This is a genomic window from Paenibacillus hebaui (genome assembly GCF_051934385.1).
In the GTDB taxonomy this organism is placed as follows: Bacteria; Bacillota; Bacilli; order Paenibacillales; family Paenibacillaceae; genus Paenibacillus.
This window is the reverse complement of sequence record NZ_CP196836.1, coordinates 6,714,267-6,728,563: the sequence shown is the minus strand read 5'-3', so window position 1 is coordinate 6,728,563 and position 14,297 is coordinate 6,714,267. Positions and strand designations below refer to the sequence as shown.

Here is a 14,297-nt window from a genome sequence, read left to right as displayed (position 1 = left end):
TGATCATTTTTATCAAACGAAACACTACCCCTGTTTCAATCGGTACCGACTGCGCATCACGGCCTGAACTGCAATGGCAGCAGCAATCAGTACCAGATTGAACACGAATACGGAGTACAGCGATCCAACCTCCATAAGTAGTGCTGCAATTAGTGGAGACATGATGGAGCCAATCTCGGCCGCAGAGACAATTTTGCCTATGACTGAGCTTCGACTCTCGTCTGGGATGTGATCACCAATATGAGCAAAGAACGAATCCATGTAACATGCACCGCCGACCCCGCCAATGAACATGCCGACGTAGACCCACAGATATGAGGATGTGCTCAGAAATACAACGACTTCGATCCCAATCATAAACATGCCGAACATGCAGAGCAACAGTCGATCGCCCATTCGGTCAGAGAGATATCCGACGAGTGGAGCAGCGGCAAGGGTAGAGATCCCGGCTACGGTGAAGGCCAGACTGGTGGCAAAGGGGTCCCAACGCATAATGTGAGCTGCATACAATGCGAAGTAAGTGAGAAACACGGCATAGGCGCTCATCTCAAGGAAATGCACGATGCTGTAACCAATAAGCTGTTGTCGGCGGGTAAGCTTTGTAGTTGGATCAGATGGAGTTGGTTCGTGAGTTGGAAAAGTTGCAGCATAAGGATGAGATTCGGTAACCGCAGGATCATCTGAAATTCCATTTGTGGAGGGCGTTGGTGGTATGGAATGGGTTAAAGATTGTTGTTTTGTTACAGCTGAAGATTCCTCTAATAGATGACGGTCTAAGTTAATTCCAGATTCGTGATTAGCTCTAGCTTGTGCCTTCGTCCGCATTCCCATAGCGGCGCCCACAGCCATCAGGCAGCACACCGTAACTAGCAAAAAAGGAACCGATAGCGGCCAGTGCAGCGCGAGCCAGCCGCTTATTACCGGGCCGAGTACCATGCCGCCGCCTTCACTGCTACTGATATACCCATTGTACAGTCCGCGGTTATCTACATTTCCCCCATCCCCGATGATGGAGCGTACGACCACGGTAAGACCTGTGGAAGCCAGCCCTTGCAGCAGCCGGAGCAGACCGAATAACACCGCAGCAGAAGACAGCGCGAAGCCACCCATACAGACGGCCAGCAGTATCAGCATCAGGATGAGCACCTTTTTCCCTCCGAGCTTTCTATAGATTGCCGCTGCAGGAATGCCCCCAAGGACTTTACCCACATAAAAGAGTGCAAAAATAACCCCCATCATCCAGCCGGATAGGCCGAACTCCTCAATAAACAAAGGAAACAGGGGCAGGATCATGAATCCGCCCATCTGACTTAGGAAACAAATGGTCATCAGCAAAGGCAGGTTACGACGAATATCCAAGAGCCAATACTCCTCTCACACATAAAATGGAATCCTAAAATTCCTTCATTTACTCCATATGGGTACGTAGTATCGATATTACCCGTAATGTATGCAGTGTTCTTTAAAATAAGAAGAAATGACACATGGCGTTTACATCAAAAACATTGCGGATATACCTGAATCATATATAATAGATGGGTTGTCAATAAGGATATATGAAGGAAAGTGTACAGACTTAAAATGTACCTCAAATATAAGGGGGCGATGTGAAGTATGTCAGAACAACAACCGATTATCCGCTTCGAAGGGGTGACTCAGCAATACGATCAGGATGAAGCTGTATTGAAGGCAGTCAGCTTTGAGATTGAGCGGGGTAAATTTTATACGCTTCTCGGCCCGTCAGGCTGCGGGAAAACAACCATATTGCGGCTGATCGCCGGCTTTGCGGAGCCGACACAGGGCAGTATTTATTTTAATGGTAAGCTTATCAACCGTGTGCCTGCCCACCAGCGGCAGGTGAATACCGTATTTCAGGATTATGCGTTATTTCCACATTTGAATGTGTTTGAGAACGTAGCTTTTGGTTTGCGGATCAAAAAGATGAAAACGGCTGAAATTCGCAGCAAAGTATTGGAAGCACTCAAATTCGTCAATCTGTCCGGTTATGAGAACCGTGAAATTGGCGAAATGTCCGGCGGACAGCGGCAGCGTGTTGCGATTGCACGCGCGATTGTGAATGAACCCGAGATTTTGCTGCTGGACGAGCCACTCTCAGCGCTAGATCTGAAGCTGCGGACCGAAATGCAGTATGAGTTGCGGGAGCTGCAACAGCGACTGGGCATCACGTTCATTTTTGTTACGCATGATCAGGAAGAGGCGTTGGCGATGTCGGACGAGATCTTTGTCCTGAATGGCGGCGTGATTCAGCAGAGCGGTACACCGAATGATATCTATGATGAGCCGATTAACCGTTTTGTGGCGGACTTTATCGGGGAATCGAACATTGTATCGGGCAAAATGAAGCAGGACTTTGTGGTGGAATTCGCTGGTGCACAGCACGAGTGTGTCGATCAGGGTCTCCAGCCGGACGAGCCGGTAGAGATTGTCATTCGTCCAGAGGATCTGGAGATTACAACCGAAGATCAAGGCAAGCTCAAGGTCAATGTGGACTCCCAGTTATTCCGTGGGGTGCATTACGAGATATCCACATATGACGATGCAGGCAATGAATGGCTCGTGCATTCAACGAAGAAAGCCGTTGTCGGCGCGCGGATTGGATTGTACTTTGACCCGGAAGCCGTACACGTCATGCGCTTTAACGAGACCGAGGAAGAGTTTGACAAGCGACTCGAAGCCTACCAAGAGGCCGCTCATGCAGACTAAGGCCAGCACACGCAATGCGTATCTGATTCCATATGTATTATGGATGGTGTTGTTCGTTGTGGCGCCGGTTTTGCTGGTCATCTATTATTCGTTCTTCGATGTAGAGGGCAACTTCACGTTTGGCAACTACGCCCGGTTCTTCACGCCGGTGTACTTGCAGATGACGCTCAGTTCGTTCTGGTATGCATTTCTGATTACGGCGTTCTCGCTGCTCATCTCCTACCCGACGGCGTATATGCTGACCCGGACGAAGCACAAGCAGCTATGGCTGCTGCTGATCATTCTGCCAAGCTGGATCAATCTCCTGTTAAAAGCGTATGCCTTCATTGGCCTGTTCGGAACGTACGGTTTAACTAACTCCCTGCTTGAAGTGGTGGGTATTGGTACACAGCAGATTTTGTTCACCGACTTCAGCTTTATCTTTGTCTCGGTGTACATCTTCATTCCGTTTATGATCTTGCCGATCTTCAATGCGCTGGAAGAGATGAATCCTACGTTGATCTACGCGGCGCGGGATTTGGGGGCCTCATCGTGGCTGACATTCCGCCGGGTCATCTTTCCGCTGACGATTAGCGGGGTGAAATCAGGCTGTCAGGCTGTATTTATTCCTGCGTTATCCCTGTTCATGATTACCCGCCTTATTGCGGGGAATCGTGTAATTACGCTGGGAACAGCGATTGAACAGCATTTTCTCGTCACCCAGGACTGGGGGATGGGTTCAACGATTGCCGTCTTTTTGATTATTGCGATGGCGGTTATTATGTTCCTGACCGGATCAGGCAAAAAGGAGGTGCGTAATGGGAAGAAACGGAAAGCTGTCTAACGTCTATCTGGCCGTTGTATTCGCCATACTGTACGCACCGATTGCGTATCTGATCTTCTATTCCTTCAACAGTGGCGGCCATATGCGCAGCTTCGAAGGATTCACGCTGGAATGGTACAGAGAAGTGTTCGCCGATACACGGCTGCTCATCATTGTACTGAATACATTTATCATTGCGCTCCTGTCATCGGCCATCTCGACAATCCTTGGTGTAGCAGGGGCACTGGCGATCTACCATGTGCGGCGCAAACGGACCAAGAATACGTTGCTGTCACTCAATAACGTGCTGATCGTCAGCCCGGATGTCATCATTGGTGCGTCTTTCCTGATTCTGTTCACCATGATTGGCATCAAGCTCGGCTTCACTTCGGTCCTGTTGTCGCATATCGCATTCAGCGTGCCGATCGTTGTGATCATGGTGCTGCCAAAGCTGCAGGAGATGAGTACAACGTTGATGGATGCAGCGCGCGATCTGGGCGCTGGATCATGGCAGATTCTGACGCGTGTGGTGCTGCCATACGTAAAACCAGGTATTTTTGCCGGATTTTTCATGGCACTGACGTACTCGCTCGACGATTTTGCGGTAACGTTCTTTGTCACGGGTAATGGCTACTCCACGCTCTCTGTGGAGATTTATTCCAGAGCAAGGCAGGGTGTGTCATTGTCCATCAATGCGCTGTCCACCCTCTTGTTCCTGCTCACCGTGCTGCTGGTGGTTGGCTACTACTTCATTAATCGCCGTGCAACACGGATACCACCTGGAGGAAAGGGGCTGCGTCCATGAAGCAACTGGTACGGACATTTGCAATTGTATTTGTGGCCGCCTTTGCCCTGATGATCCTGGCTTCATATCTGAATAAGAGTCAGGGGTATTCGGGTGGTAACACGCTGACCATCTATAACTGGGGCGATTACATTGACCCGGATCTGTTGAAGGAATTTGAAGAAGAGACGGGCATCAAGGTGATCTACCAGACGTTTGACTCAAACGAAGCGATGCTGACCAAGATCGAGCAGGGCGGCACCACATTTGATGTGGCGATTCCTTCCGAATATGCGATTAGCAAAATGAAAGAAGAGGACCTGCTCGTTCCACTCGATCACAGCAAGTTGCTCAATCTGAAGAACATCGATCCCCGGTTCATGGACTTGTCCTTTGACGAAGGCAACAAGTACTCCATCCCTTATTTTTGGGGAACAGTAGGGGTTGTGTACAATCCCGAACTGGTGGATGGGTTAACGTTTGATAGCTGGAATGACCTGTGGGACCCGCGTCTGAAAAACCAAATCTTGCTCCTCGATGGTGCCCGTGAAGTCATTGGTATGGGGTTGAACAGCCTTGGCTATTCGCTGAACGACACCAACGAAGACCATCTGCAAGAAGCCCTGAAGAAGCTGTCTACATTGACACCGAACGTCAGAGCAATTGTTGGTGACGAGATCAAGATGTTGCTCGCGAATGAGGAGGCAGCGGTTGGACTCGTATGGTCTGGAGATGCGTCCGAGATTATGGATGAGAACGACAAGCTGGATTACATGGTGCCTGAAGAGGGATCGAATCTCTGGTTCGACAACATGGTTATTCCCAAAACAGCGAGTAATATTGAAGGAGCACACCAGTTTATTAACTTCATGCTGGACCCGGATCATGCCGCTCGCAATGCGGAATATGTCGGGTATTCCACTCCGAACGCGGAGGCACTTAAGCTGCTGCCAGAGGACATCTCGGAGGATGAACGCTTCTATCCAGACGAGACGCTGACAGGCAAGCTTGAAGTGTACGATAATCTGGGCAAAAAAATGCTCTCGCATTATAACGACCTGTTCCTGGAGTTTAAAATGCATAGCAAATAAAAGGTAACACCATCTGCTAACGAATCCACCCTGCTTTATTAGGTAGTATCATAACGTGTGCACAGTTCGTTAGAATTGAGAAATCAAATAGGGGTGCTGCTCGTCATTTCAATTAATGACGAGCAGCACCCCTATTTTTTTACCTGCTTCAGAGCAAAAAGCTCAGGTCATATTTTTTTTCGTGCACACGTTAACGGAGGGGACAGAACAAACGAAGGAAGCGAAGCGGTCGCCTTTATCCTCGGATTTTCCCATTGCAAAAGGGGAATCAAAAAAATCCGGGGATAACAGCGATCCGAAGTTGTTCTGTCACCGCAGTGACCCAGTGGGAGCGATTCAAAAAGGTTACATGCGCTTTTTGCGACCCATAATGATCCACGCCCCACCCATAATCAGCGCAATAGCCACAAAAGGCTGGATGTAAGTCATGCTGTTCAGCATCGTACCAATGGACATGACGGAGAAGAACAACAGCGACAATACCGTCAGAATGTTGATGGGGATCAGCAACCATTTGTTCCGACCACCGAACCAGTACAATTCGAACAAACCAACAGCCACAGCGAGAATGAAGCCCGGCCACATCGTACTCCAGTTGTTAAACAGCATGGCGATCTGACAGACAATACCCACGGTGAGCAGCAATCCACCGGGAACCAGCAGTCCAACCCCTCTGCCAATCATGGAGAAGTACAGCCAGTGGAAGAATAACCCCAGTGGAATCACGAATAACGTGGGCCAGAAGGTCGCAAAGATTGTACCCGGACCGAGCGAACCTCCCTGGTTTAGAATCAGATACACGCCCAGCAAAATTAGAACAGGCGCAAGGATCGTACGTTTAGCCATAATATCTCTCCTTCTCAATAAAACATCAGTTTCCGTACGGTTGTATGTAGAGCAATTACTTTCGTTATTCACAGCATACCATGTACTGGAAAAGGTTATCCTCCGTCTTTGGAGTTAAACTTAACCTAGACCAAAGTCTAGGTAGGCAAATGTATAAACGATACTTCTCTGTAGATGAGATGAGTGTATAGTTGAACATGCTGAAAACCCACTCTGTTGAAGAGTGGGTTCTGTCATTCATTTTATAAAAAAAGAAGCTCGTTATTTCAATATGTCCGAATGTTTCTTGCCCCAGCTGTTCACGCCGTCATCCTCAATAATGGAGATGGCTGCGTCCGCGATGTCGGGATCGGTCATCAACTTCTCCTGAATACGGAACTTGATATCATCCGCATCGGCAAGGCTGAGTCCTTTGGTCAGTTCAATCAGACCTTCAACATGATAATAACGGCCTTCCTGAATGATACGCATCATCTGAATATCGGCAACGTGCGTGTCTGCCAGAATGGTCTGGGATACTTTATCCTCGATATCCTGCGGAGCCGCTACACCAATCAGTCCGATCATATTATCATAACCGACACGGAAGGCTACAGCGATCATCAAGCAGCCAATAATCGTTGTCACAATGCCATCAAGCAATGCAAAATTGGTCAAGGCAATGACTACAACGGAGATCAGTGCAAGCAGGGCACCGAGTACAGCCACGACATCTTCGTAGAATACGAGACGTGTTGGCGGTGCAGCACGGCCTACGTTTTTGATGGCAGCGGGTACCAAGGCAAATCCGGCGGCTTTGGGTGCGCGTGCTTCTTTGAGAATTTCCTTCATGGCTTTAATCAGAATGGCCCCGTCAATGACAATGTTCAGAATAAGCACTCCGATGTTAATCCAGAGACCGCCGGTATGACCAACAGGATGCTGCAACAGATGGATGCCTTCATGGATCGTTTCATACGCCATGATGGTAACAACAATAACGGCGATCATGCAGAAAATGTTGATGACCCGTCCGAATCCGGTCGGGAAGCGGCGTGTAGGTTTTTTCTCGGACAACACACTTCCGACAAAGACAAACCCTTGGTTAATGGCATCGGCGAGCGAATGCATCGCCGAAGCGAACATGGCGCCACTGCCACTGAATAGGAAGGCTCCTCCTTTGCACACAGCAAGTACGGCATTCCCTGTCATCGCTACGGCGGAAGATGTATTTCCCTTTTTGACGAGAGACATAAAGCTCTCAGACTTTGGTTGTTCAGCCACTTCGATTGTTCCTCCCAGATTAATGTAATAGGTGTAGAAAGACAGTCCTTATTTAGATAGTTTGTGCATTTCCACTAAATGTTATTATAACCGCTTCGACATATCCCAGCATTATGCAAAAAAGGTCATATCATCATATGGATTCCATAGGCGATCAGAAGATAGGGACCATGGTGGTATATGTTACACTTGATCAGTATTCAATGGCCTCCATATCACCTAAATTCCGGTTGGATTGCTCCAGAAGCTCCGTAAACGTCCCAGCCACATAGTATATAAAATCCGGATCATGCACGTACATAATAATCTGCCCATACGTCCCTTGCTCTGTCGGATCAAAATCGAACATCAGATACAGTGACCCTCCTCCAAGCATGCCAAACGTAATCCATTTCTTTTGAAAAAGGTAGGGTTTGATCCGGGGATCAAGCTGTTTCATCTCTTCAGCGGTAAACGAGTCTAGCTTGCTTTCCACCACCATGGACTGCTCCTTTTGAATCTTCTCCAGGGATAACAGGTAAAATGGCTCGGATTCCCGTCCTTCCTCAAGGCTTGGATACAAGACGTGAAAGCCATAACCACTGCCGTTTTTTCGTTTGTAGAATGCACGAAAATCAGTGGGCAAACGAACATCATGTTCACGCTCGAACGCATCGAGCTGCTCGTCCGTCACGCCTTCAAACGCATGATATGCGTTCAACAGTTCCTGGTTTTCCTCATTCTGTACCTTCTCCTCCAGCAAAACATCCAGTTCATCCATCAATGCATGTATACGCTGTTCTGGCATCCAATTTCCCTCCAACTGAGCTATTTGAGATCATGTGGTGAGTGATTTGCGAGCAATCTGTGTCTGATTTCACCTCATATTATAGTTATATAATCAGGAAAAACACACAAGAATCAGGAGTCCTTGTCCTGCATGCTATGATGGTCTTACCTGACAACCAATAAAGCGTGGGCAACAGGGGAGAGCCCTGTAATCCACGCTACATTTTTTATCCACAAGTCCTCTTTAATCAAACTTCCAGCAGGACAAGCTGAGGTTGCCATACTGATAGGCTTTGAACAACAATGATGCCCGCTTGTTCTGATCTCCTGCACCCATGGCGAGCAACAGCGGTACAAAATGCTCCGACGTAGGCACGGCGGCTTGAGCTGAAGGTGCTTGCTTATCGTAGTCGAAGAGGGACTCCGTATCCCAACTCACCAGCTTGTCATGCAGCCAGTTGTCGAACTCCATCGCCCACGGGTCCACGCCGTTACTTTCCCAATTCAATTGCCGCAGATTGTGTACAGTCCCGCCGCTGCCAATCACGAGAATGTCCTGCTCACGCAAGGCTGCGAGCGTCTGTCCAACTTGATATTGCTGCTCGCCTGTCAGATAGCGATTCACGGACAAGGCAACTACGGGAATATCTGCATCCGGGTAGAGCAGGCGCAGAACGACCCAGGCGCCGTGATCCAGGCCACGAACGTCATCTGTCTGTACCGGAATTCCGGCTTCTGCAAATAGGCGCTCCACCTCGGCTGTGGTCTCTGCATGTCCTTCAGCCGGGTATTTAATCTGGTACAGTTCAGGCTGGAAACCGCCAAAGTCATAGATCGTCTCGTATTTGGCTACCGAGGATACAAGCTGAGTTGTGGATTCCCAGTGAGCAGAGAATAATACGATTGCTTTGGGTTTCGGCAGTTCCTGTCCGAGTTTCTGCAAAAATTCGGTGTATGCATTCTCCTCCAGTGCCAGTGATGGCGCACCGTGAGCAATAAACAGGGATGGCATCATTATGAATTCAGTCCTTTCGAGTCTTCGGTAGTCAGATTCGCATCCGTCCGAAGCCAGTGTTGGATTTGTTGATATAGATCGGGGGTCACCTGGTGCCCGCCGTTGTAAGGTACATATGTGACGTGATCGGTATGTTGACGGAAGAAATCGGCGTTATCTTCGCCCAGTTGGAGCGGGAATATATGGTCTTGATCACCATGCGAGATGAACACAGATAGCGCCGAATCGGGTTGCAGCTTGTACTCGTCTTTTACAAATTGCGGGATGTACCCGCTCATAGCTACAATGCCTTTAATTGCATCTCCCATCACCAGCGAGAGCGTCATCGCCATAATGGCGCCCTGGCTGAATCCGGCGATATAACGCCGTCTAGGATCAATGGCATATGTGGAGGACAGATCAACAATCAACTGTTGCAGTCCCTGAACGGAGGCATCATATAATTCACGGACGGGATTGCCAATGCTTTTGATCTGAAAATAAGCATAACCTCCACCCTGAACGATAGGCCCACGGATGGCAACAATAATAAAATCCGAAGCTAGGGGCTCCATTAAACGGAGCATATCCTGTTCATCCGAACCCATGCCGTGCAAGGCAAAGATAACGGGATAACGTTGATCTGTGTTGTAATGGGAAGGTAGCAGAACTTCATGTATATAGGAAGAATGGAATGGAAACACCACCTGATATGGATTGAGTTTATTATGTTCAAAACTAGAAAGTTTACTTATATGAAACAAATATTCTTATTTATGAACAAAACTTATCATGCTTTCATTGTAGGGTCAATACTTTTTTTGTATGATGAACATATGTTGCCTATAAGAAATCTCAAGTGTAGATAAGAGAAGTGTCTTTTCGTATGATCCATATCTTATTCCCGAGGACGTGATCAGAATGTTGAAGAGTATCGTGCCTATTCTAAGAATATTTGATGAAAACAAGGCCAGGGAGTTCTACCTTGATTACCTTGGTTTTCAATTGGATTGGGAGCATCGATTCAAGCCGGATATGCCCTTATATATGCAGGTCTCGCTTGATTCCATCGTGATCCATCTATCTGAACATCATGGGGATTGTACACCGGGAGCTGCATTACGCGTGGAGACAGACCATCTGGATGCATTACGTGATACGTTTCTTGAGAAAAAATACAAACATGCGAGGCCCGGTATAGAGGACACACCTTGGAATTCAAGGGAAATGACCGTGACTGATCCGTTCGGCAATCGGATTGTTTTTGTTGAGTCATTGGCTGAATAGATAACCTGAAGAAGCGAAGCGTTCGCCTAAAAGCTTTCTGAAAGAAAGCTGCATTGAAGCATATGCTTTATTGCTTAACAGCGATCGGAAGGTTGTTTTGTCATCGTAGTTAGTTGCCAGTGTAAATATTCTTTATTTGAACTGATATAGATCTATGAAGGGGAGGGACGTCATATGGATATTGGTCTAGCTATTCGTACGATACGCAAACAGAAACAGATTACGATCATGCAGATGTGCGAGGGTACGGGGCTGTCCAAAGGGTTTATCAGTAACGTAGAAAATAACAAAACGTCCCCTTCCATTGCTACACTTGAAAGTATTGCGGATTATCTGGAAGTGCCGCTGCCATACTTGTTATTGACACCGGAGCAGCGGATGAACGTGGTGCGCAAGGATGAGCGCAAGGAAACGACTGCCGGAAGCGGACAGATCAAAGTGCAGCAGCTTACCGCCAAAGGCGCGATGCGCATGTCCATTGTGGAATTGCCGCCAGGTGCATCAACCGGGGTAAGCAAACATGCGGGAGAAGAGAGTCATCTTTTATTACAGGGAATGATTCGTGCGCAACAAGGTGAAGATGTGGAAATTCTGGAAGCGGGTGATTCGTTTAGCTGGAATGCCATTGTGCCCCATGAAGTGACCAATATTGGTGAGGAGTCAGCGGTGGTACTGATCGCTGTGTCCAAGGAACTGGATCTGGACCATCTGTGGAATACATAAAAGGACGGTTCCCAAAGTCATGAACATGCGAACATGCATACATGTACAATGGGAAACGTCCCTTTTTATGTCTAACGAACTGAGCGAGCTCTATTAGATGGTTTTAAGCAGATATAGAGATTTAACGAATCTCAGACGCTTTATTTCACTGCTGTGTGTGTGATTTTGCTGGATTTCACAGGCTTATGGCGAAATAACATTGCTGGAGTTCATTACGTTTGCCATAGCCTCCCCGAAAAACCTTCATCGATAACCTCAACGGATAACAAAACTCTCCTGAGTGTATGAGATTTCTTCAGCCGAAAGAGGTTATTCCCTATTACACGTTATGTGTAATAGGGAATAACCTGTCCGATAATGCTGTCTATTGCGGATTGGTCGTCCAGATGCCTGCTGCTTTGACAAATACACGGTCGGACAGCTTGAGCGTCGCCAAAGCCAGTTCAGCCACGTCTTCAGCCTGCATCATGCGATCTTCGTCTCCAATTTTGAGTCCGGCATTGGTCGCTAGCTCCGTATTGACTGTACTTGGTGTCAGCGCCGTTACACGAATGTTGGACTTGCGCACTTCCTGCATTAAAGATTCGGTCATGCCGAGCAACGCAAACTTGGATGCACAGTAAGCGGAACCTGTAGCGAAGCCTCGCTCGCCTGCGGTGGAAGCAATATTGATGATACTGCCGCTGCTTTCCTTGATCATGCTTGGAAGCACAGCACGAGTTACATAGTATGTACCCATGACATTCACATGCAGGATGCGCTCCCACTCTTCCGGTTCCATCTCCATGAATGTCCCGAACTTGCCGATCCCCGCATTATTGATGAGAATATCGACAGCTCCGAGTTCCATTTCAATGGCAGCCACGGCTGCTTCCGCCTGGGTGCGATCGGAGATATCCGCGATAGCGCTGGTAACCTTCACACCATATTCCTGACTGAGTGATTGTTGAAGGGCCTCCAAATCGGAAGCAGTACGGGCGATAAGTCCGAGATGCACACCTTCCTTGGCAAGTGCTTGAGCAATGGCGCGGCCAATACCTTTACCGGCGCCAGTGACGATCGCTGTTTTATTTTTAAGTTCCATATGGGTAATTCCTCCTTAGAAATGGGCTGGCATCTGATTATACTATATTACCCACAGTTCGGATATTTGCTTCATCATTATTTGGTGATCTCAATGCTCCCAGAAGAGGTACGGGCTTTGATCACTTCCCGGCTTACCATTGGGGATTCGGGTACATCTACATCACCGGAAGTAGCCTGCGCGTCATAGATTCCGTCAAAATCCGGTGCAGCCTGAATGAAAATATCCCCGGATGTTCCCGCTGCTTGAATTGTGGCAGAATGGGACTGTTCAATATGAATACTTCCCGAGGTGAACCGGACGTCAGCCGCGCCATTCAATTCAGTGATTTCGATATCACCTGATTCAATCTCACTGTTTACACGTCCGGCTACCCGATCTGCAGTGAAGCTTCCAGATGTCTGCTTAACCGTCATGTCCCCATTAATATTGGAAGCCATGATGTCACCAGAAGTTAAGACCAATTCAATACGGGAGGCCTTGACCTCTTCCAGACGAATGGAGCCGGAGGTGTTGTTCAGCTCAAGCAAGTTAGCATTCATCCCTGTCAGATCCCATTCACTTGAGGAAGAGTCGAGTTTAACCTCATTTAATTGGTGTCCTTCAGGCAGGGCAACGGTTATTTTGGAGTCTCGATCATTCCAATAAAGGGTGAAAAATTGCAATCGTTCACGTTCTGCCTGCGACAATTTGAAGGTACCGTCGGATAAAGTGGCCTGTTCAAAGCTTTTGACTACGGCAGGGTCCCATTTGCCATCGACTTCAATATAACCACTAGAATCCGGGCTCATTACAAATTCAATATCCGCGCTAAAGTTAGCATTCATGATGATGTTTTGTAACTCTTCATTTTTAAAATCCCACCGTTTGGAATAAGCTTCTCTCTGATCTCCGAACTGAACTCCATATATGGATGTTCCGAGCAAACCTATTCCAATACATATGACAGCCAAAGCAAGCCATTTCTTGGTACTCATGCGGAAACATCTCCTTTCATCATATTTTTATTCCATCTGACGTATTGAAGAGTGATGATTTTGAAGGCTCTAAAAATCCATTTTGATGCAATTGCAAATAGAATGCCTACACCGAATGCACCAATCGCAACGAACAACTCAGCCTTATCAAAATCGCCCTGAAACAAGAAGTCCACAGCAGCAGCGACAGGGGCCAATACCAGCAAGGACAGGCTGGCAATCGTAAGCCATACCGACCACAGGGTTAGACCAATGGGAATGCCAAGCATCAGATTCAGGAAAAGTAGGCCGATGCCGATGAAAAAGTTGCGAGTGGCTCTGGTGCGGTTCCTCGGTGATCTCATTTCTTCATACGTCGGTGCATAGAACGGATCTGAACCCGGTGTGTGCAGATCATAACGATCACCGAGCGCTTCCCGTGCAATCTCTGACGGCTGCCCAAGTTCCCGAGCGATCTCTTCTTCTGGTCTGCCCTCTTTTAGTCCTAGCTCGAAATGCTGATCATAATCAGCAAGCAGTTCTGCCCGTTCCTGCGGGTCCATCGGCCGTAGATGAATTTCCATGGCTTGCATAAATTGATGTCTATTCATTAGGGGTTCCTTCCTCAATCAGATTTGCGACATTGCGCACAAAATCATTCCATTCACTGCTGAGTGTCTCCATGTAGTTCCGACCTGTATCGGACAGCTTATAATACTTCCGCGGTGGTCCTTCACTGGATTCTTGTAGGTATGTGGTGCAGTAACCTTCATTCACAAGTCTGCGAAGTAAAGGGTACAGTGCACCTTCCGCAACTTCAATATGTTTGGAGACCGCCTGAGCCAGTTCGTAGCCATAACGATCCTGGCGGTTGATTAGTACCAGGACGCACAGCTCCAGCACTCCTTTTTTGAACTGGATATTCACATTCACACAGGTTCCTCCTTATAGCTTCATCAATCACTAGTGTATATT

Annotated in this window: 16 protein-coding genes; 6 read left to right on the top strand and 10 right to left on the bottom strand. The window is 47.8% G+C overall.

The features are described 5' to 3' along the window. Nucleotides 1-24 precede the first annotated feature (24 nt). Nucleotides 25-1,359 carry an MFS transporter gene (locus ACR32F_RS30265; RefSeq protein WP_440113959.1) on the bottom strand — a complete coding sequence of 445 codons (1,335 nt, stop codon included), beginning with the start codon at nucleotides 1,357-1,359 and terminating at the stop codon, nucleotides 25-27. Between the two features lie 255 nt (nucleotides 1,360-1,614). On the opposite strand from ACR32F_RS30265, the gene ACR32F_RS30260 reads away from it, so the two are divergent. Genes ACR32F_RS30260 through ACR32F_RS30245 form a run of 4 tightly spaced genes read left to right on the top strand, consistent with a single transcriptional unit; the run spans nucleotide 1,615 to nucleotide 5,401 of the window. After that, nucleotides 1,615-2,724 (top strand): ABC transporter ATP-binding protein, encoded by a 1,110-nt coding sequence (locus tag ACR32F_RS30260; protein ID WP_440113956.1) that lies wholly within the window; start codon nucleotides 1,615-1,617, stop codon nucleotides 2,722-2,724. Further along, complete coding sequence (locus tag ACR32F_RS30255) at nucleotides 2,714-3,547, top strand: ABC transporter permease (protein ID WP_440113953.1); 834 nt, start codon at nucleotides 2,714-2,716, stop codon at nucleotides 3,545-3,547. Before ACR32F_RS30260 ends, ACR32F_RS30255 begins: the two co-directional genes overlap by 11 nt. Then, nucleotides 3,522-4,331 carry an ABC transporter permease gene (locus ACR32F_RS30250; RefSeq protein ID WP_440113950.1) on the top strand — a complete coding sequence of 270 codons (810 nt, stop codon included), beginning with the start codon at nucleotides 3,522-3,524 and terminating at the stop codon, nucleotides 4,329-4,331. Before ACR32F_RS30255 ends, ACR32F_RS30250 begins: the two co-directional genes overlap by 26 nt. After that, nucleotides 4,328-5,401, top strand: coding sequence for an ABC transporter substrate-binding protein (locus ACR32F_RS30245; RefSeq protein ID WP_440113947.1), 1,074 nt, complete (start codon nucleotides 4,328-4,330; stop codon nucleotides 5,399-5,401). The genes ACR32F_RS30250 and ACR32F_RS30245 overlap by 4 nt, the downstream gene beginning before the upstream one ends. Nucleotides 5,402-5,746: 345 nt before the next feature. On the opposite strand, the gene ACR32F_RS30240 is transcribed toward ACR32F_RS30245, so the two are convergent. The 5 genes from ACR32F_RS30240 to ACR32F_RS30220 form a co-directional block, all read right to left on the bottom strand. Next, nucleotides 5,747-6,247, bottom strand: coding sequence for a hypothetical protein (locus ACR32F_RS30240; protein WP_440113945.1), 501 nt, complete (start codon nucleotides 6,245-6,247; stop codon nucleotides 5,747-5,749). A gap of 261 nt (nucleotides 6,248-6,508) precedes the next feature. After that, nucleotides 6,509-7,510 (bottom strand): cation diffusion facilitator family transporter, encoded by a 1,002-nt coding sequence (locus ACR32F_RS30235; protein ID WP_440113942.1) that lies wholly within the window; start codon nucleotides 7,508-7,510, stop codon nucleotides 6,509-6,511. Between the two features lie 193 nt (nucleotides 7,511-7,703). Continuing rightward, nucleotides 7,704-8,297, bottom strand: coding sequence for an SMI1/KNR4 family protein (locus ACR32F_RS30230; protein ID WP_440113939.1), 594 nt, complete (start codon nucleotides 8,295-8,297; stop codon nucleotides 7,704-7,706). Between the two features lie 225 nt (nucleotides 8,298-8,522). After that, nucleotides 8,523-9,293 (bottom strand): DODA-type extradiol aromatic ring-opening family dioxygenase, encoded by a 771-nt coding sequence (locus ACR32F_RS30225; protein WP_440113936.1) that lies wholly within the window; start codon nucleotides 9,291-9,293, stop codon nucleotides 8,523-8,525. After that, the gene (locus tag ACR32F_RS30220) at nucleotides 9,293-9,976 is read right to left on the bottom strand and encodes an alpha/beta hydrolase (protein WP_440113933.1); all 684 of its coding nucleotides are present in this window, start codon (nucleotides 9,974-9,976) and stop codon (nucleotides 9,293-9,295) included. Before ACR32F_RS30220 ends, ACR32F_RS30225 begins: the two co-directional genes overlap by 1 nt. A 217-nt stretch (nucleotides 9,977-10,193) precedes the next feature. Between ACR32F_RS30220 and ACR32F_RS30215 the strand changes: the two genes are divergently transcribed. Then, nucleotides 10,194-10,559: a glyoxalase superfamily protein gene (locus tag ACR32F_RS30215; protein ID WP_440113930.1), complete on the top strand. Its 366-nt coding sequence runs from the start codon at nucleotides 10,194-10,196 to the stop codon at nucleotides 10,557-10,559. Nucleotides 10,560-10,733: 174 nt separating this feature from the next. Continuing rightward, the gene (locus tag ACR32F_RS30210) at nucleotides 10,734-11,282 is read left to right on the top strand and encodes a helix-turn-helix domain-containing protein (protein WP_440113927.1); all 549 of its coding nucleotides are present in this window, start codon (nucleotides 10,734-10,736) and stop codon (nucleotides 11,280-11,282) included. Between the two features lie 364 nt (nucleotides 11,283-11,646). Here the strand turns inward: ACR32F_RS30210 and ACR32F_RS30205 are convergent, their stop codons facing one another. The 4 genes from ACR32F_RS30205 to ACR32F_RS30190 form a co-directional block, all read right to left on the bottom strand. Continuing rightward, nucleotides 11,647-12,366: a 3-ketoacyl-ACP reductase gene (locus tag ACR32F_RS30205; RefSeq protein ID WP_440113925.1), complete on the bottom strand. Its 720-nt coding sequence runs from the start codon at nucleotides 12,364-12,366 to the stop codon at nucleotides 11,647-11,649. A 77-nt stretch (nucleotides 12,367-12,443) separates the two neighbouring features. Next, nucleotides 12,444-13,343 carry a DUF4097 family beta strand repeat-containing protein gene (locus ACR32F_RS30200; protein ID WP_440113922.1) on the bottom strand — a complete coding sequence of 300 codons (900 nt, stop codon included), beginning with the start codon at nucleotides 13,341-13,343 and terminating at the stop codon, nucleotides 12,444-12,446. Beyond that, complete coding sequence (locus tag ACR32F_RS30195) at nucleotides 13,340-13,933, bottom strand: HAAS signaling domain-containing protein (RefSeq protein ID WP_440113919.1); 594 nt, start codon at nucleotides 13,931-13,933, stop codon at nucleotides 13,340-13,342. Before ACR32F_RS30195 ends, ACR32F_RS30200 begins: the two co-directional genes overlap by 4 nt. Further along, nucleotides 13,926-14,255, bottom strand: coding sequence for a PadR family transcriptional regulator (locus ACR32F_RS30190; RefSeq protein WP_440113916.1), 330 nt, complete (start codon nucleotides 14,253-14,255; stop codon nucleotides 13,926-13,928). The genes ACR32F_RS30195 and ACR32F_RS30190 overlap by 8 nt, the downstream gene beginning before the upstream one ends. Between the last annotated feature and the right edge of the window lie 42 nt (nucleotides 14,256-14,297).

Bases quoted from the DNA above. Each gene is read 5' to 3' on its own strand.
- ACR32F_RS30260 (WP_440113956.1), top strand. From the start codon at position 1,615: ATGTCAGAACAACAACCGATTATCCGCTTCGAAGGGGTGACTCAGCAA.
- ACR32F_RS30255 (WP_440113953.1), top strand. From the start codon at position 2,714: ATGCAGACTAAGGCCAGCACACGCAATGCGTATCTGATTCCATATGTA.
- ACR32F_RS30250 (WP_440113950.1), top strand. From the start codon at position 3,522: ATGGGAAGAAACGGAAAGCTGTCTAACGTCTATCTGGCCGTTGTATTC.
- ACR32F_RS30245 (WP_440113947.1), top strand. From the start codon at position 4,328: ATGAAGCAACTGGTACGGACATTTGCAATTGTATTTGTGGCCGCCTTT.
- ACR32F_RS30240 (WP_440113945.1), bottom strand. From the start codon at position 6,247: ATGGCTAAACGTACGATCCTTGCGCCTGTTCTAATTTTGCTGGGCGTG.
- ACR32F_RS30230 (WP_440113939.1), bottom strand. From the start codon at position 8,297: ATGCCAGAACAGCGTATACATGCATTGATGGATGAACTGGATGTTTTG.
- ACR32F_RS30225 (WP_440113936.1), bottom strand. From the start codon at position 9,293: ATGATGCCATCCCTGTTTATTGCTCACGGTGCGCCATCACTGGCACTG.
- ACR32F_RS30215 (WP_440113930.1), top strand. From the start codon at position 10,194: ATGTTGAAGAGTATCGTGCCTATTCTAAGAATATTTGATGAAAACAAG.
- ACR32F_RS30210 (WP_440113927.1), top strand. From the start codon at position 10,734: ATGGATATTGGTCTAGCTATTCGTACGATACGCAAACAGAAACAGATT.
- ACR32F_RS30205 (WP_440113925.1), bottom strand. From the start codon at position 12,366: ATGGAACTTAAAAATAAAACAGCGATCGTCACTGGCGCCGGTAAAGGT.
- ACR32F_RS30200 (WP_440113922.1), bottom strand. From the start codon at position 13,343: ATGAGTACCAAGAAATGGCTTGCTTTGGCTGTCATATGTATTGGAATA.
- ACR32F_RS30195 (WP_440113919.1), bottom strand. From the start codon at position 13,933: ATGAATAGACATCAATTTATGCAAGCCATGGAAATTCATCTACGGCCG.